Origin of the sequence: Plantimonas leprariae, assembly GCF_008802405.1 — a bacterium.
GTDB lineage: Bacteria > Pseudomonadota > Alphaproteobacteria > Rhizobiales > Rhizobiaceae > Plantimonas > Plantimonas leprariae.
This window is the reverse complement of record NZ_VZDO01000014.1, coordinates 29,568-45,453: the sequence shown is the minus strand read 5'-3', so window position 1 is coordinate 45,453 and position 15,886 is coordinate 29,568. Positions and strand designations below refer to the sequence as shown.

The following is a 15,886-nucleotide window of genomic DNA, read 5'->3' as shown; positions in this document are numbered from 1 at the left end:
TACAGTTCGCTTAAATTGCCGAAGACCCCGGCTGTTCTTTCACGGGATGAATCAAGCGAAAGAATGGCGCGGCCGGCAGCAATATCGTCGCCGGCATTCAAGCAGCATTAAGGTTAAGCAAAGGTTGCCGCGGAGCGCGTCAGCCGCCCTTGGGCGCGGAAAACGCCGGATCGAGGATCGCCGCGACCGCCCGCGGCATGCGGCGCGGCCGCCCGTCCGGCGAGATCACCGCGACCTTGACCCGCGCCGCGACGAGGAGGATTTCGCCGCGATATATTTTCTGATCGAGCACCACCCGCGCGCCGCCGAGCAGCACCGTCCGCGTTTCCACCACGACGACGTCGTCGATCCGGGCGGGGGCGAGGAAGTCGATCTCCATGTGCCGGACGGCGAAGGCCATCGGCTCGCCGAAGGCGCCCTCCATCAGCGCGCGGTGGCCGATGCCCTTCAGGCGCAGGAAGTCGGTGCGCGCCCGCTCCAGGAAATGCAGGTAGCGCGCGTGGTAGACGACGCCGGAAAAGTCCGTGTCCTCGAAATAGACGCGGAAACTCTGCGCGTGCCCGAATTCCGTCAGCCGGCCGGCGAGGCCCGTCTCACTCATCGTCGCCGGGGAAGAACGACCCTTGCGCCCCCTGCCAGCCGCCGGGCACGGCAAGGCCGAGGTGGCGGAAGGCGTGGGCGGTGAGCACGCGGCCGCGGGGGGTCCGCTGCAGGAAGCCCTGCTGCAGGAGATAGGGCTCGACGATGTCCTCGATCGCGTCGCGCGGCTCGGACAGCGCCGCCGCGATCGTCTCGATGCCGACCGGGCCGCCGCCGAAGTTCAGCGCGATGAGATCGAGATAGCGCCGGTCGAGCTGGTCGAGCCCGGCCTTGTCGACTTCGAGCCGCGTCAGCGCCCGGTCGGCGATCTCGCGGTCGACGACCTCCACCCCGGCGACATCGGCGAAGTCGCGCACGCGCCGCAAGAGCCGGCCGGCGATGCGCGGGGTGCCCCGGGCGCGCTTGGCGATCTCGCGCGCGCCGTCCTCGGCGAGGCCGAGGCCCATGATCCGTGCGCCGCGCCGAACGATCGATTCCAGTTCCTCGACCGTATAGAAGTTCAGCCGCACCGGAATGCCGAAGCGGTCGCGGAGCGGCGTCGTCAGGAGGCCGAGCCGGGTCGTCGCGGCGACGAGCGTGAATTTCGCGAGGTCGATCTTCACCGAGCGCGCCGCCGGGCCCTCGCCGATGATCAGGTCGAGCTGGAAGTCCTCCATCGCGGGATAGAGGATCTCCTCCACCGCGGGCGAGAGGCGGTGGATCTCGTCGATGAACAGGACGTCGCGTTCCTCGAGGTTGGTCAGGAGCGCCGCGAGGTCGCCGGCCTTGGCGATCACCGGGCCGGAGGTCGAGCGGAAGTTGACCCCGAGCTCCTTCGCCATGATCTGCGCCAGCGTCGTCTTGCCGAGGCCGGGCGGCCCGACGAACAGCGTGTGGTCGAGCGCCTCGCCGCGGTTGCGGGCCGCGTCGACGAAGACCTTCAGGTTGGCGCGCGCCGCCGCCTGTCCGACGAACTCGTCGAGCCGCTGCGGCCGGAGCGTCGCGTCGGCGGCGTCCTCGCCGCGCTTTTCCGGCGTCAGAAGACGAGGTGACTGGCTCATGGCGCGTCGTCCTTACCGGCTGAGGGCCTTCAGCGCGAGGCGGATCAGCGTCGGGGACGCGGCATCCTCGCCCGCATCCTTCACCGCCACCGCGACGGCGGAAGCCGCTTGCTCGCGCGGGTAGCCGAGGTTGCTGAGCGCCGAGATCGCGTCCGTCACCGGCGTCGAGGCGCCGCCCGCGGCGGGCGCGAGGGCGGCGGCGGGCAGGTCGATGCCGCCGGCCAGCGCCGGGATCTTGTCCTTCAGCTCGGTCACGATGCGGGCCGCGACCTTCGGGCCGACGCCCGGCGCGCGCGACACCATCGCGCGGTCCTGCAGCGAGACGGCGTTGGCGAGTTCCGCCGGCGACAGGGTGCCGAGCACGGCGAGCGCGAGGCGCGCCCCGACGCCTTGCACGTTCTGGAGCAGGCGGAACCAGCCGCGCTCGACCTCCGAGCCGAAGCCGTAGAGCCGCAGCATGTCCTCGCGTAGGAACGTCTCGATGAATAGCACCGTCGCCTCGCCCGCCGCCGGCAGGTTGCGGAGCGTCCGCGCGCCGCAGAACGCGACGTAGCCGACGCCGCCGACGTCGATCACGACGTGGTCCTCGGCGATCTCGTCGACGACGCCCTTCAGCTTGCCGATCACGGGTGGGACTCCGGGTCGATGACGTCGAGCGCCGGGAAGTAGGTGCGATAGCGTCGGCCGTCCCTCGTCAACAGGCGATGCCCGGCGACGAGCGCGTGCGCTCCGATCAGAAAGTCCGGCAGGGTCCGGTCGCGCTTGCCTTCACGCTCGCGGTAGAGGCGATACGCCTGCCCGGCCGGAAAGGCGGCGGCGAACGGGAGGTCTTCCTCCGCGATGGCGAGCGGCGAGAGAACCGTGCGTAACCTCGCTTCGTCCCGATAGTCCTGTGTCGCCTCGGCCCAGACGACCGTGTTGACGACAAGGCGCCCGGCCTCGGCCGAATCGAGAAGCAGGCGGGAAGACCATTCGCGATGCGCCGGCTCGGCCTTCACGGCGACGAGATCGATGAGAATGTTGGTGTCAACGAGGATCGAGATCGTCACGCGGTCCTCGGATTTCTTCCATGTACTCGTCGGTCGTCATTCCCCCGAGATCGAGGGTTCCGGCCATGGCGCGAAGATGCGCTTCGAGGCGTCGCCGACGGTCGGCCGGCGTCTCGTCCTCCGCCTTCCGCACCACTTCGACGAAGTCGCCCCGGTCCAGGAAATCGATCTCGCTTCCCGGCCCGATGCCGAGACGGTCCCTGATGGGCTTGGGAATCGTCACTTGGCTCTTCTCGGTCAGCCTCATGTACGGACCTTTAGTAATACCATGTCGGTATTACCTAGCATCCGGCGAGGAACATTGCAAGAACGTCAGCCCGCGAAGGCGAGTCTCGCGGCGGCCGACTGGCGGTGATGCGTGTGGCAGATGGCGATCGCCAGCGCGTCGGCCGCATCGTCGGTGTCAAAGGTCGCCTTCGGCATCAGCACCTTCACCATCAGGTGGATCTGCTGCTTCTCGCCGTGGCCGACGCCGATCACCGCCTTCTTCACCGCGTTCGGCGCGTATTCGGCGACGGGGAGGCCCGCGAGCGAAGGCACCAGCATGGCGATGCCGCGCGCCTGGCCGAGCTTCAGCGTCGCCACGGCATCCTTGTTGACGAAGGTCTGCTCCACCGCCGCCTCGTCGGGCTCGTAGGCCCGGATTATGCGGGTCAGGCCGTCGTGGAGTTCCTTCAGCCGCGTCGCGAGATCGTTCGCCGCGTCCGACGTGACCGTGCCGCTCGCCACGAAGCGGAGCGAATTGCCGGAGGTCTCCACCACGCCCCAGCCGGTACGGCGGAGACCCGGATCAATACCGATGACGCGAATGGGAGCCTCCGCCAGCATGTCTTGCAGCCTTCCTCTCAAATCGCAGAGGACGATGCAGACGGAAAGTGAACAAAAGTGAAACATAGAGTGAAATTAGCCGAATGCTCGCACCGGGGTCACAACCGCATGAGGCGGCTCGGCGAGGATGGGCGGGCGAACTAACTTCGCCGGATGAGCAAACTTTCGTTGCTGCCCATCATCGTCGCCGGGGTTCTCGCTTGCGTTCCGGCACACGCGCAGGATCGGTCCTCTCCCGACGAGCCGCGACCGTTCGCGGCGGTGGTCGAGCGGGCACGAGACCTCCAGCCGTTGCGGACGCTGATCGTCGGGCGGGACGGCGCGGTCGTCGTGGAGGAAGGCTTTCGTGGCGGCTCGCCGGGCCGCCCGACCAACGTCAAGTCGGCGTCGAAGTCGGTGGTTTCGGCGCTCGTCGGCATCGCGATCGACAAGGGCGTGCTGGAAGGCGTCGACCAGCCGGTCGCGCCGCTTCTCGCGGGTAAGCTGCCGCCGAACCCGGATCCGCGCCTCGCGAAGATCACGGTCGGCAACCTCCTGTCGATGCAGGCGGGGCTGGAGCGCACGTCGGGGCCGAACTACGGCGCCTGGATCTCGTCGCGCGACTGGGTGCGCGCCGCCCTCGCCCGGCCGTTCGTCGCCGAGCCGGGAGCGGAGATGCTCTATTCCACCGGCTCCTCGCATCTCCTCTCCGCCATTCTGACGAAGGCGTCGGGCCGGTCGACGCTGCAGCTCGCGCGGGAATGGCTTGGGGACGCCGGCATCGAGATCGCGGCCTGGGAGCGCGATCCGCAAGGCATCTATCTCGGCGGCAACCAGATGGCGATGACGCCCCGCTCGCTTTTCCGGTTCGGCGAGCTCTACCGCAACGGCGGCCGGACGCCGGACGGTCGGCAGGTCGTGCCGGAAGCCTGGGTGCGCGAATCCTTCGTAAAGCGCACGACGACACGCTGGAGCGGCGACGACTACGGCTACGGCTGGTTCGGCCTGCGGCTCGAGGGCCACGACGTGCATTACGGCTGGGGATACGGCGGGCAGATGATCTACGTCGTGCCGGACCTCGGCCTCACGATCGCGATGACCTCCGACGACGGCGCGCCGTCTGCCCGCACCGGCTACAAGGAAGCGCTGCACGGAATCGTGGCCGAGATCATCGGCGAAACGGCAGGCAGGCCCGTTCCCGCTCCCGTCCCGGCCGCAACAGGAGCGCCGGCCGACCCAGCCGGCTGAGACGGGTGTGGATCAGGCCGCGGAGAGTTTGGCCATCGTCGCCTCGTCGATCTCGAAGTTGGCGTAGACGTTCTGCACGTCGTCGTCCTCGTCGAGGCTGTCGATGAGCTTCAGGATGGTCTGCGCCTTCTCTTCGTCGACCGGCGTGCCGGTCTGCGGTCGCCAGACCGACTTGACGCTGTCCGCCGGCCCGAGCAGCCCTTCCAGCGCCGCCGAGACCTCGCCGATATCGCCGAAGGCGGTGGTGATGCGGTGGCCGTCCTCGTCCGAGGCGACGTCGTCGGCGCCCGCCTCGATCGCGGCCTCCATCACCTTGTCCGCGTCGCCAGCCTTGGCCGAATAGACGATCTCGCCGACCCGGTCGAACATGAACGACACCGAGCCGGACTCGCCGAGCGCGCCACCGGCCTTGGTGAAGTAGGAGCGGACGTTCGATGCGGTGCGGTTGCGGTTGTCGGTCAGGGCCTCGACGATGACCGCGACCCCGCCCGGGCCGTAGCCCTCGTAGCGCACCTCGTCGTAGTTCTCGGTATCGCCGCCGAGCGCCTTCTTGATGGCGCGGTCGATGTTGTCCTTCGGCATCGACTCGGCCTTGGCGTTGTTCACCGCGAGGCGCAGGCGCGGGTTCATGTTCGGGTCCGGCATGCCGGTCTTCGCCGCGACCGTGATCTCGCGGGCGAGCTTCGAGAACAGCTTCGAGCGCACCGCGTCCTGCCGGCCCTTGCGGTGCATGATGTTCTTGAACTGCGAATGGCCGGCCATGAGGCACCCTTGGATCGAAACGTCTTTCCGGAAGTGCCGCTCCTATAAAAAATCGCCGCCGCGCCGTCCAGAACCGTGCCGAGCCGCGAGCGATGCCGGGAAAATGATGCGGGGGATCGGCCTAGGCCGCTTTAGCCTCGAACGCGCCCGCCTCGCCCGGAGACCGCCCGATGCCGCGCCGCTTCGCTTTCCTCGCCGCCGCCCTTCTTTCGCTCTGGAGCCTTTCGGCGCGCGCGCAGGATGCGCAGCCTTCCACCTGCCAGGCGATCGCCGAGGCGATCCCGAAGGCGACCTTCGCTTCGCTCGAAGTCGAGCCGCCGACCTGGCTCGCCGCGCGGGATGCCGGCGAGGTGGCGATCACCTTCGTCCAGCATTCGACCTACCTGATCCGCAGCCCGGCCGGCGTGACGATCGCGACCGACTATTCCGGTTTTTCCGGCGACACGGTTCCGCGCATCGCGACGATGAACAAGGCGCATTCGACGCACTATACGAACCATCCGGATCCGGGGATCGAATACGTCCTGCGCGGCTGGAACCCCGCCGGCGGCGCGGCGCACCACAACCTTTCCGTTGACGACGTGCTCGTGCGCAACGTCCCGAGCGACATCCGCAACTGGGGCGGCGGGGTGGAGAAGGACGGCAACTCGATCTTCGTGTTCGAGACGGCGGGCCTCTGCATCGGCCATCTCGGACACCTGCATTTCGAGCTGACCGACGCGCAGTTCGCCGCGATCGGCCGGCTCGACGTGGTGATGGTGCCGGTGGACGGCGGCTACACGATGAGCCAGGGCTCGATGGCGGCGATGGTCGAGCGGCTGCAGTCGCGCGTCGTTCTGCCGATGCACAATTTCCGCGGCCGGATGGACGAGTTCCTCGGGCGACTGCCGGACTTCGCGGTTGAGCGGATCGCCGGGCCGACGCTGACGCTGTCGCCGAAAAGCCTGCCGAAACGCCCGACCGTGATCCTCCTCGACGGGGTGTGAGCCCCCGCCGGCTCGCCTCAGCGCGTTTCCTTCGCCGGCTCGGCCGACGACCGGCTCTTCAAGAGGCTCGCGACCGTGGTGATCGCGAGGATGCCGACGATGATGCCAAGCGAGGTCGTCGTGTCGATGTGCAGCCAGCCCGGCACGGCGATCGGCTGGCCGCCGTTGAGGAACGGCAGCGTGTTCGCCTCGACCGCATGGACGATCAGCTTCACGCCGATGAAGGCGAGGATCAGCGACAGGCCGATGCCGAGATAGACCAGCCGGTCGAGCAGCCCGCCGAGCAGGAAGTAGAGCTGCAGGAGGCCGAGCAGCGCGAAGGCGTTGGCGGTGAACACGATATACGGCGCGTCCGTCAGTCCGTAGATCGCCGGGATCGAGTCCAGCGCGAACAGGAGGTCGGTCATGCCGAGCGCGACGATGACGATCGCCATCGGCGTGAAGAAGCGCTTGCCGTTCTCGACCACGCTGAAGGCGGCGCCGTGGAACTTGTCGGTGGTCGGCAGGTGGCCCTGGAACCACTTCACGATGCCGTTCGGCTCGTAGGCGTCGTCGGTCGACTTCGCGCCGTGCGCCAGGCTTTCCGCCGCGAGTTTCCAGGCGGTCCAGATCAGGAAGATGCCGAACAGGTAGAACACCCAGGAGAAGCGCTCGATGGCCGCCGCGCCGAGCGCGATGAAGATGCCGCGCATCACCAGCGCCATCACGATGCCGACCAGCAGCGCGCGCTGCTGGTACTCGCGCGGCACCTGGAAGCTCTTCATGATGATCACGAAGACGAAGAGGTTGTCGACCGACAGCGACTTCTCGGTGATGAAGCCGGCAAAGTACTCGACGCCGTGCTCGCGGTCCCAGAAATACCAGACGCCGACGCCGAAGACGAGCGCGATGGCGACGTAGAAGGTCGACCAGATCGCCGATTCCTTGAAGCTCGGCTCGTGGGGTTTACGCACGTGGGTGAAGAAGTCGAAGACGAAGATCGCCGCGATGGCCCCGATCGTCGCCAGCCAGACCCAGGTCGGCAGGGCATCGGCCGACGCCAGCCCCGTGACCGCCGTCTGCGCGGTCGCGCCCGATACCCCCTGCTCCACGCACTTCTCCTTCGCGCCACTTCGACGGCGGAGCGAAGATGGCGACGGCGGACAGGATTACAACACTGTAACCTTCCGACCCCACGATTTCGTTACGGCAGCGTCAACGCTCAACTCCAGAAGGCCGGCAGCGCCTCCTCCAGCCGCGGTCCGAGCCGCAGCGCCGCGACCTTCTCGGCGAGGCCGGTGCGGTCGGAAATCTCCACCGCGAGGCCGCAGATCGTCGCCGGCCCGCCCGCCGCCTCGAAGCGGCCGCGCGGCACGGCGGTGAGGAAGCGGTTCAGCGGCTCCTCCTTTTCCATGCCGAGCGAGGAATCGTAGTCGCCACACATGCCGGCATCCGACTGGTAGGCGGTGCCGTGGGCGAGGATCTGCTGGTCGGCGGTCGGGACGTGCGTGTGGGTGCCGACGACGACCGAGACCCGCCCGTCGAGGAAATGCCCGAAGCACTGCTTCTCGCTGGTCGCCTCGGCGTGGAAGTCGAAGACCACCGCGTCGGCCTCGACGCCGAGGGGACAGGCTTCGACGATCGCCGCCGCGGCACGGAACGGGTCGTCGAGGGCCGGATGCATGAAGGCACGCCCCATGACGTTGGCGACGAGCACCCGTGCGCCGTTCCTCGCCTCGTAGAGGTTCGAGCCGCGGCCCGGCGTGCCGGGCGGGAAGTTGGCCGGCCGGAGGAACCGCTCCTGCCGGGGCGCGAATTCGATCGCCTCGCGCTGGTCCCAGACGTGGTTGCCGGTGGTGACGACGTCGGCGCCGGCATCGAGGGTCTCGGCGAAGATCTCCTCGGTGATGCCGAAGCCGCCGGCGGCGTTCTCGCCGTTCACCACGACGAAGTCGAGTTTCAGATCGGAAACGAGGCCGGGCAGCCGCTCGAAGACGGCGGCGCGGCCGGAGCGGCCCACCATGTCGCCAAGGAACAGGAAGCGCATCTAGAGGTCCGCCTTGGCCGCCTTCAGCTTCGCCAGCGCCCGCTTGACCGCGTCGCGCTCGCCGATCCGCTCCACCCATTTCGCCAGCATCGGGAAGGTCGCGTGGCCGTCGACCGCGTCGAGGCCGGAGCGCGCCCAGGAGAAGTTCATGATGTCGGCGATCGAGTAGTCGCCGCCGGACAGCCAATCGTTGCGCTGCAGGCGCGATTCCAAGACGCCGAGCAGGCGCCGCGATTCGTCCTCGTAGCGCTTCAGCGCGTAGGGGATCTTCTCCGGCGCGTTGCGGAAATGGTGGAGCTGGCCGATCATCGGGCCGGTGCCGCCGACCTGGAAGAAGGTCCAGGACAAGGCCTCCATCCGCTCGCGCCCGTCCTTCGGCAGAAGCTTGCCGGTCTTCTCGGCGAGGTGGATCAGGATCGCGCCGGACTCGAACACCCGCTCGCCGTCGTCGGAGATCGCCGGGATGCGTCCGTTCGGATTGATCTCGAGGAAGGCCGCCTGCTTCTGGATGCCGGTCGAGATGTCGACCAGCGCCATCTCGTAGGGGAGGCCGATCTCCTCCAGCATGATCACGGGCTTCTCGCCGTTCGGCGTCGTCCAGGTATAGAGCTCGATCATCACGCCGCCTTGCCTCCGCCAGAGTTCGATGCTGTGGCACGTCCGGCCCAAGCCTTGGGGGAGGTTCGGGCGCGACAGTCAAGAGCTAGAGCGGGCGAGCGGGGACGCGAGGGGCATGGGAAGCGGAAGGTTGGTGGCGGTCGCGGCGCTCGGCGCGGCGCTGGCAGGATGCAACGCGGTGTCGGTGCTGACCCCGCCGCGCGAAACGGAACCAGAGGAGTTCAGCCAGGAAACCGCGCTGAAGAGCGTCAACGCCTTCCGCGCCGCGAACGGCCTCGGGGCGCTCACGACCGAGCCGCGCCTCGTCGAGGCGGCCGAGGCGCAGTCGAAGGCGATGGCGGCGAAGGCCGACATGGACCACTATGTCGACGGCCCCCTGCCCCAGCGCATCAAGCGCTACGGCTACCAGTTTTCGACCGCGGCCGAGAACATCGCGATGGGCCAGAAGGATTTCGACGAGGCGATGGTCGGCTGGGAGAAGTCGGCCGGCCACCGGCGCAACCTCCTCGACCCGAAGATGACGGAGGCCGGCTTCGCCGCCGCGAAGGACAAGACGACCGGCCGCATCTATTGGACGCAGATCTTCGGCCGGCCGCGCGTAGGGTCCCTCGACGCGCTGGTCGCGGCCGATGGCTCGCCGGTCATGCGCTTCGGTGGATTGCAGATTCGGTGACGACGAAGTCGAGCGCGACGTCGTGCGGCTCGTCCGGCACGGCGGCGACCTCCAGGCATGCGAAGGCGAGGCCGACGGTCGCGAGCGGGCGAAGGGCCGCGATCGCCCGGTCGTAGTAGCCGCGACCGTAGCCGATGCGGTGACACCGCCGATCGAAGGCGGCGAGCGGCACGAGCATCAGCGTCGGACGGAGGACGGCGGTGCCCTCGCCCGGCGCATAGGTGCCGAAGCCCTGCGGGACGAGCGGCGCGCCGCGCACCAGCTCGCGGAATTCGAGCCTGTCCTCGACGATCGCGGGGACGCAGATGCGCGCGCCGCGATCGGCAAGCGCCGCCATCAGCGGGCGCGGGTCGATCTCGGAGCGGATCGGCAGGAAGCCGGAGACGACCGCGCTGGGGTCGAAGGAAAGTTCGTCCACGACCCGCTCGGCGACCTCCAGCGACGCCTCGATCCGCGCCGTTTCCGGCATCGCGTCGCGCCTCGCGAGCGCTTCCCCGCGCAGCCGCGCCTTCTCGTCGGAGGAACCGGACATCACCTTTCGCCTTATAGCCCGTTGATATCGCGGCCGCTATCGGGCCGCTCGCACCGGAGCGCAAGCCGCAGCATGTCCGATACCAAAACCGTCACCGTCGATCTCGGCGAGGAAGCTCAAACACTGGAGGAGCGGATGGCCAGCGGCAAGTATGCCTCGCCGAGCGAAGTGGTGCAGGAAGCCCTGCAGGCGCTCGACCGCGAGGACGCGATGCTGGAGGAACTGGTCGAGGAGAACCTGGAAGAAGTCGACCTGCCGACCGCCGCCGACGCGCCGAAGCCCGCCGCCTGAGGCGGCGAGGAGAAGCGGCGAGCCACCTCGGCCGATGAGAAGATCGATCCCGGGAACCTACAGAGTAGGTGGGCGCCGTGTGTCCCGGCCCAGGGGCCGGGTCAGGGACAGCTCCCTAAGGGATGCGTAAGGCCCCGGGGAATAAGTTATCCCTGTCGAACCGCGCAGCCCGCCGGGACGGAAGATAGGCCCGATCGGCGCGCCGCACCAGCCCGCGGCGCATTTTCATTTTCATCGTCGGATGCGATAGAAGCCGCCTGCCGGGCACGGCCGGTGCCGCCGGAGACGCCACGCATGTATGAAGCCGAACGAGCGGCCGGACCTCCCGCGGTCGGCGAGCGCCGGCCGATCATCGAGATCGCCGGTTTGACGAAGCGCTATGCGAGCGGCCTCGACGCGCTGCGCTCCGTCGACCTCACCATCCGCGAAGGCGAGATCTTCGCGCTGCTCGGGCCGAACGGCGCGGGCAAGACGACGCTGATCTCGATCGTCTGCGGCATCGTGAACCCGAGCGGCGGCACGGTGCGCGTCGCCGGCCACGACATCCTCGCCGACTTCCGCCGCACCCGCTCGCTGATCGGCCTCGTGCCGCAGGAACTGACCACCGACGCCTTCGAGTCGGTGCGCGCGACCGTGACGTTCTCGCGCGGCCTGTTCGGCTGCAAGCCGAACCCCGCCCATATCGAGAAGGTGCTGCGCGACCTCTCGCTCTGGGACAAGCGCGACGCGAAGATCGTGACGCTGTCGGGCGGCATGAAGCGGCGCGTCCTCATCGCCAAGGCCCTCGCCCACGAACCGCGCGTCCTCTTCCTCGACGAGCCGACCGCCGGCGTCGACGTGCAGCTCCGGCAGGACATGTGGGCGCTGGTGCGGCGCCTGCGCGAGGCGGGCGTCACCGTGATCCTCACCACCCACTATATCGAGGAAGCCGAGGAGATGGCCGACCGCGTCGGCGTCATCGCGAAAGGCGAGATCATCCTGGTCGAGGAGAAGGCCGAGCTGATGCGCAAGCTCGGGCGGAAGCAGTTGCTCCTCGTCCTGTCCGAGCCGCTCGACGCCGTGCCGGAGGCTCTGGAGCCTTACCATCTGGAGCGCTCCGCCGACGGCACGACGCTGACCTACACCTACGACACGCAATCGCATCGCACCGGCATCACGCGGCTCCTCGCCGACGTCTCGGAGGCGGGCCTGCGCTACCGCGATCTCCAGACGCGCCAGTCCTCGCTGGAGGACATCTTCGTCGGGCTGATCGGGGAGCGACGCGCGTGAACGCCGAAGCCATCAAGGCGGTCTACCGCTTCGAGATGAACCGCACCTTCCGCACGCTGTTCCAGAGCGTGGTCGCGCCGGTGATCTCGACCGCGCTCTATTTCGTGGTTTTCGGCTCGGCGATCGGCTCCCGGATGCAGGCGATCGATGGGGTCAGCTATGGCGCCTTCATCGTGCCGGGCCTGATCATGCTCTCGCTCCTGACGCAGAGCGTGTCGAACGCCTCGTTCGGCATCTACTTCCCGCGCTTTTCCGGCACGATCTACGAGATCCTCTCGGCGCCCGTCTCCTTCGTCGAGGTGACGATCGCCTATGTCGGGGCGGCGGCGACGAAGTCGATCGCGCTCGGCCTGATCATCCTCGTGACCTCGACGCTGTTCGTGCCGGTCAGGATCGAGCATCCGCTCGTGATGCTCCTGTTCCTCGTCCTCACCGCCGTGACCTTCAGCCTGCTCGGCTTCATCATCGGCATCTGGGCGGACGGGTTCGAGAAGCTGCAGATCGTGCCGCTGCTCGTCGTGACGCCGCTGACCTTCCTCGGCGGCAGCTTCTATTCGATCTCGATGCTGCCGCCCTTCTGGCAGACCGTGACGCTGTTCAACCCGGTGGTCTACCTCGTCTCGGGCTTTCGCTGGAGCTTCTACGGGCAGGCCGACGTGCCGGTCGGCTGGAGCCTTCTCGCGACGCTGGCCTTCATGGGCGTCTGCCTCGCCGTGATCGCCTGGATGTTCCGCACCGGCTACCGGCTGAAGAGCTGAGCCTCTGCCGGCGCGTCTCCGCCCGCCGGCTCCGGGCGCGCCCGCTCGACGAAGTCGGCGGCGAGGCCGTGATAGAGCGAATGCGGCGAGACGAGGCGCGAGACCCCGTAGCCGAGCACGGCGGCCACCATCAGCGGCAGCACCGCCGCGTCGCCGCGGGTCATCTCCAGGATGATGACGAAGGCGGTGATCGGCGCCTGGACGACGCCGGAGAAGTAGCCGGCCATGCCGACGATGGCGGCGAGGCTCGGCGAGCCCGAGAACAGGCCGCCGAGCGCGCTGCCGAGGCCGGCTCCGACCGCGAGCGAGGGCGCGAAGATGCCGCCCGGAATGCCGGACAGGGCGGTCGCCAGCGTCGCGGCGAGCTTCGCCAGCCAGAACCAGGCCGGCGGCGCCGCGCCTTCGACGGCCGCGCGCGCCGGCTGGTAGCCGGTGCCGAAGGTCGCGCCGCCGCTCGCCATGCCGATCAGCGCGACGACGAGGCCGCAGCCGAGGGCGACGACGAGCGTGCGGGCGAGCACATGCTGGGCGGCGATCCGCCGGACGAAACGCAGGCCGTCGAGCAGCGCGCGCGAGAACAGGCCGCCCGCCAAGCCGCCGCAGGCGCCGCACGCGACGACGAGCACCCAGTCGCGCGGCGAGGCGGCGGTGGCCGCCGCGTCGCCGAAATAGCTGTAGTTGCCGAGCAGCCCGAGCGACACGAGGCCGGCGACGATCACCGCGTAGAGCACGAGGCCGCTCGTGCGCTGCTCGAAGGAGCGGCTCATCTCCTCGATCGCGAACACGATGCCGGCGAGCGGCGTGTTGAAGGCGGCGGCGACGCCGGCCGCCGATCCCGCGAGGATCAGCCCGCGCGCCTCGCGCAGGCGTCCGATCCGGGCCGCTTCCAGCATCATCGAGGCGCCGATCTGCACGGTCGGCCCTTCGCGTCCAACCGAGCCGCCCGCCAGGAGGCCGAGGAGCGTCAAGGCGATCTTGCCGGCGGCGAGACGCGGCGACAGGAGGCCTCGGCGCTCGCGGCGGCTTCGCAACTGCCGCGCCGCCATCGCCTGCGGGATGCCGCTGCCCTGCGAGCCGGGAAAGCAGGCGTGGGCGAGCAGCGCGGACAGGAGAAACAGCGTCGGCGTCGCGACGAGCGGCAGCCAGGCGAAGCGCCCGACCGCGGCGGCGAACAGCTCCTGGCACCGGTCGGCGGCGGCCGCGAAGGCGATGCTGACGAGGCCGACCGCCAGCGCGCCGAGGAGGAACACGATGCGCTGGCGCCAAACGAGGCGCGAAAGCAGGACGCGCCGCCGCCCGCGGCGGGATCGCGGGCCGGTTCGGTCCTGCCTGGCGGCGGGTGTCAGGACTGGCCGCCGAGCCGCCCGGCGGCGCGGTCGATGGCGTCCGAGATGGCGTCGAGATGGGCGACGAGGCGTTCCTCGCCGGCTTCGGCGCGCCGGAGCGCGTCCTGGTGCGCCCGCTCTGTCTCGGCGAGGCTCTGCTCCAGCGCCGCGACGCGCCGGCGCTGCTCGGAAAGCTCGTCCGTCGCCATGATCGCCGCCATCACGACCAGCCGCTGGTCGCCGATCTCGCCGAAGCTCTTGCGCAGTTCGTTGACGCGGGCATCCACCTCCTGAGCCAGCCCCGAGAGATGCGCCTCCTCCCCTTCCGCGCAGGCCATGCGGAAGGTCTTCCCGTCGATGCTGACGACGACCTGGGGCACGCCTCAGCCCTCCTTGCGCTTCTCGAGGACGCTGCGGATCGTCTCCATCGCGCTGACCAGCCGGCGCGACACCTCGCGGTTCGTCTGCTCCAACCGCTCGGTGCGCGACAAGGCGACGTCGAGCTCGCCCGCCAGCCGGCCGCGATCCGCCGTCATCCGCTGGATCTCCTCCTCGACGCCCTTCACCACGCCCTCGCGCTCGGACTGCACGTCGATCGCGGCTTCGAGACGGCCGAGCGCCGCTTCGAGGCGGGCGCTCGCTCTTTGCAGGGGGGAGTCGGCGGACATGGGACGGGCGACGCGAACCGGAACGAGGAAACGAAAGAGCCTCGCCGAGCCTTGCGGCATTTGGCCTACGCTTTCAACCGCTAAACTCGGCCCGGCCGAGAATGGGCGCGGTCGGCTTTACGCGACCGAGAAAACCCTTAAGAAGGCGCCTGAGCGACCGAGGGCGGCGGACCGTCCGCCGCCCGGCCTGCCCGCGATCCCCGAAGGAGGGTGCGAGAATGACTGTGCGCGTTGCCATCAACGGATTCGGCCGCATCGGCCGCAACGTCCTGCGCGCGATCGTGGAATCGGGCCGCACCGACCTCGAAGTGGTCGCGATCAACGATCTCGGCCCCGTCGAGACCAACGCGCACCTGATCCGCTTCGACTCGGTGCACGGCCGCTTCCCGCACGAGGTGAAGGTTTCGGGCGACACGATCGACGTCGGCCGCGGGCCGATGAAGGTCTATGCCGAGCGCGATCCGAAGGCGCTGCCTTGGGGGCAGGTCGGCGTCGACGTCCTGATGGAATGCACCGGCATCTTCACCGACCCGGCGAAGGCGGGCCTCCATCTCGAAGCCGGCGCGAGGAAGGTGCTGGTCTCCGGCCCGCTGACGAACCCGAGCCAGGGCGAGAAGACCATCGTCTTCGGCGTCAACGAGAAGACCCTGAACGGCGACGACCGCATCATCTCGAACGCCTCCTGCACCACGAACTGCCTCGCCCCCGTCGCTAAGGTCCTCCACGAAGGGCTCGGCATCGATAAGGGCTTCATGACGACGATCCATTCCTACACGGGCGACCAGCCGACGCTGGACACGATGCACAAGGACCTCTACCGCGCCAGAGCGGCGGCCCTCTCGATGATCCCGACCACCACCGGCGCGGCGAAGGCCGTGGCGCTGGTGCTGCCGGAGCTCAAAGGTCGGCTCGACGGCGTCTCGATCCGCGTGCCGACGCCGAACGTCTCGGTGGTGGACTTCAAGTTCGTCGCCAAGCGGAACACCTCGGTGGAGGAGGTCGAGAACCTCGTCCGCGAGGCCGCGGACGGGCCGCTGAAGGGCATCCTCGGCTACACGGACGCGCCCAACGTCTCGTCGGACTTCAACCACGACCCGCACTCCTCGATCTTCCACATGGGCCAGACAAAGGTCATGGACGGCAACTTCGTGCGCATCCTGTCCTGGTACGACAACGAGTGGGGCTTCTCGAACCGCATGTGCGACACGGCGGTCGCCTTCGCCGCTGCCTGACA

General features: G+C 68.8%; 21 protein-coding genes and 1 other RNA gene. 7 read left to right on the top strand and 15 right to left on the bottom strand.

Going from position 1 to position 15,886, the window contains the following annotated elements; all coding sequences use genetic code 11:
• Positions 1-139: 139 nt before the first annotated feature.
• The 6 genes from ybgC to ruvC all read right to left on the bottom strand — a co-directional run bounded on the left by ybgC (position 140) and on the right by ruvC (position 3,517).
• Positions 140-601 (bottom strand): tol-pal system-associated acyl-CoA thioesterase, encoded by a 462-nt coding sequence (gene ybgC / locus F6X38_RS16440; protein WP_150971496.1) that lies wholly within the window; start codon positions 599-601, stop codon positions 140-142.
• Positions 594-1,640, bottom strand: a complete 1,047-nt coding sequence (gene ruvB / locus F6X38_RS16435) for a Holliday junction branch migration DNA helicase RuvB (protein WP_150971495.1) — start codon at positions 1,638-1,640, stop codon at positions 594-596. The genes ybgC and ruvB overlap by 8 nt, the downstream gene beginning before the upstream one ends.
• A 12-nt stretch (positions 1,641-1,652) precedes the next feature.
• On the bottom strand, positions 1,653-2,267 hold the full coding sequence (gene ruvA / locus F6X38_RS16430; protein ID WP_150971493.1) for a Holliday junction branch migration protein RuvA: 615 nt from the start codon (positions 2,265-2,267) through the stop codon (positions 1,653-1,655).
• Complete coding sequence (locus F6X38_RS16425) at positions 2,264-2,689, bottom strand: type II toxin-antitoxin system VapC family toxin (protein WP_150971491.1); 426 nt, start codon at positions 2,687-2,689, stop codon at positions 2,264-2,266. Before F6X38_RS16425 ends, ruvA begins: the two co-directional genes overlap by 4 nt.
• Positions 2,667-2,936, bottom strand: a complete 270-nt coding sequence (locus tag F6X38_RS16420; RefSeq protein WP_150971489.1) for an AbrB/MazE/SpoVT family DNA-binding domain-containing protein — start codon at positions 2,934-2,936, stop codon at positions 2,667-2,669. Before F6X38_RS16420 ends, F6X38_RS16425 begins: the two co-directional genes overlap by 23 nt.
• Before the next feature lie 65 nt (positions 2,937-3,001).
• Positions 3,002-3,517, bottom strand: coding sequence for a crossover junction endodeoxyribonuclease RuvC (gene ruvC / locus F6X38_RS16415; protein ID WP_425482877.1), 516 nt, complete (start codon positions 3,515-3,517; stop codon positions 3,002-3,004).
• Positions 3,518-3,670: 153 nt separating this feature from the next.
• Here ruvC and F6X38_RS16410 point away from each other — a divergent pair, with 153 nt between their 5' ends.
• The gene (locus F6X38_RS16410; protein ID WP_150971487.1) at positions 3,671-4,744 is read left to right on the top strand and encodes a serine hydrolase domain-containing protein; all 1,074 of its coding nucleotides are present in this window, start codon (positions 3,671-3,673) and stop codon (positions 4,742-4,744) included.
• Between the two features lie 12 nt (positions 4,745-4,756).
• Here F6X38_RS16410 and F6X38_RS16405 read toward each other — a convergent pair whose 3' ends face one another.
• Complete coding sequence (locus F6X38_RS16405; RefSeq protein ID WP_150971485.1) at positions 4,757-5,506, bottom strand: YebC/PmpR family DNA-binding transcriptional regulator; 750 nt, start codon at positions 5,504-5,506, stop codon at positions 4,757-4,759.
• A 170-nt stretch (positions 5,507-5,676) separates the two neighbouring features.
• On the opposite strand from F6X38_RS16405, the gene F6X38_RS16400 reads away from it, so the two are divergent.
• Positions 5,677-6,492 carry an MBL fold metallo-hydrolase gene (locus F6X38_RS16400; protein WP_150971483.1) on the top strand — a complete coding sequence of 272 codons (816 nt, stop codon included), beginning with the start codon at positions 5,677-5,679 and terminating at the stop codon, positions 6,490-6,492.
• Positions 6,493-6,509: 17 nt separating this feature from the next.
• On the opposite strand, the gene F6X38_RS16395 is transcribed toward F6X38_RS16400, so the two are convergent.
• The 3 genes from F6X38_RS16395 to F6X38_RS16385 form a co-directional block, all read right to left on the bottom strand.
• Positions 6,510-7,583, bottom strand: a complete 1,074-nt coding sequence (locus F6X38_RS16395) for a TerC family protein (protein ID WP_246191390.1) — start codon at positions 7,581-7,583, stop codon at positions 6,510-6,512.
• A 110-nt stretch (positions 7,584-7,693) separates the two neighbouring features.
• Positions 7,694-8,518 carry a TIGR00282 family metallophosphoesterase gene (locus F6X38_RS16390; protein ID WP_150971481.1) on the bottom strand — a complete coding sequence of 275 codons (825 nt, stop codon included), beginning with the start codon at positions 8,516-8,518 and terminating at the stop codon, positions 7,694-7,696.
• Positions 8,519-9,136, bottom strand: a complete 618-nt coding sequence (locus tag F6X38_RS16385) for a glutathione S-transferase family protein (protein WP_150971479.1) — start codon at positions 9,134-9,136, stop codon at positions 8,519-8,521.
• Positions 9,137-9,251: 115 nt separating this feature from the next.
• Between F6X38_RS16385 and F6X38_RS16380 the strand changes: the two genes are divergently transcribed.
• Positions 9,252-9,809, top strand: a complete 558-nt coding sequence (locus F6X38_RS16380; protein WP_161992786.1) for a CAP domain-containing protein — start codon at positions 9,252-9,254, stop codon at positions 9,807-9,809.
• Here the strand turns inward: F6X38_RS16380 and F6X38_RS16375 are convergent.
• The gene (locus F6X38_RS16375; RefSeq protein WP_150971475.1) at positions 9,778-10,341 is read right to left on the bottom strand and encodes a 5-formyltetrahydrofolate cyclo-ligase; all 564 of its coding nucleotides are present in this window, start codon (positions 10,339-10,341) and stop codon (positions 9,778-9,780) included. The genes F6X38_RS16380 and F6X38_RS16375 overlap by 32 nt on opposite strands.
• A gap of 72 nt (positions 10,342-10,413) precedes the next feature.
• On the opposite strand from F6X38_RS16375, the gene F6X38_RS16370 reads away from it, so the two are divergent.
• Positions 10,414-10,632, top strand: coding sequence for a ribbon-helix-helix domain-containing protein (locus F6X38_RS16370; protein WP_150971472.1), 219 nt, complete (start codon positions 10,414-10,416; stop codon positions 10,630-10,632).
• Positions 10,633-10,647: 15 nt separating this feature from the next.
• Here F6X38_RS16370 and ssrS read toward each other — a convergent pair.
• Positions 10,648-10,806, bottom strand: a non-coding RNA gene (gene ssrS, locus F6X38_RS16365) — 6S RNA.
• A 120-nt stretch (positions 10,807-10,926) separates the two neighbouring features.
• On the opposite strand from ssrS, the gene F6X38_RS16360 reads away from it, so the two are divergent.
• Complete coding sequence (locus F6X38_RS16360; protein WP_150971470.1) at positions 10,927-11,901, top strand: ABC transporter ATP-binding protein; 975 nt, start codon at positions 10,927-10,929, stop codon at positions 11,899-11,901.
• Positions 11,898-12,659: an ABC transporter permease gene (locus F6X38_RS16355; protein ID WP_150971468.1), complete on the top strand. Its 762-nt coding sequence runs from the start codon at positions 11,898-11,900 to the stop codon at positions 12,657-12,659. Before F6X38_RS16360 ends, F6X38_RS16355 begins: the two co-directional genes overlap by 4 nt.
• On the opposite strand, the gene F6X38_RS16350 is transcribed toward F6X38_RS16355, so the two are convergent.
• The 3 genes from F6X38_RS16350 to F6X38_RS16340 all read right to left on the bottom strand — a co-directional run bounded on the left by F6X38_RS16350 (position 12,641) and on the right by F6X38_RS16340 (position 14,652).
• Positions 12,641-13,909: a chloride channel protein gene (locus F6X38_RS16350; protein ID WP_246191389.1), complete on the bottom strand. Its 1,269-nt coding sequence runs from the start codon at positions 13,907-13,909 to the stop codon at positions 12,641-12,643. The two genes, F6X38_RS16355 and F6X38_RS16350, sit on opposite strands and share 19 nt — an antisense overlap.
• A 92-nt stretch (positions 13,910-14,001) precedes the next feature.
• The gene (locus F6X38_RS16345) at positions 14,002-14,364 is read right to left on the bottom strand and encodes a cell division protein ZapA (protein WP_150971464.1); all 363 of its coding nucleotides are present in this window, start codon (positions 14,362-14,364) and stop codon (positions 14,002-14,004) included.
• Positions 14,365-14,367: 3 nt separating this feature from the next.
• Positions 14,368-14,652 (bottom strand): DUF4164 domain-containing protein, encoded by a 285-nt coding sequence (locus F6X38_RS16340; RefSeq protein ID WP_150971462.1) that lies wholly within the window; start codon positions 14,650-14,652, stop codon positions 14,368-14,370.
• 218 nt (positions 14,653-14,870) lie between these two features.
• On the opposite strand from F6X38_RS16340, the gene gap reads away from it, so the two are divergent.
• Positions 14,871-15,884 (top strand): type I glyceraldehyde-3-phosphate dehydrogenase, encoded by a 1,014-nt coding sequence (gene gap, locus F6X38_RS16335; RefSeq protein ID WP_150971460.1) that lies wholly within the window; start codon positions 14,871-14,873, stop codon positions 15,882-15,884.
• Positions 15,885-15,886: the final 2 nt, after the last annotated feature.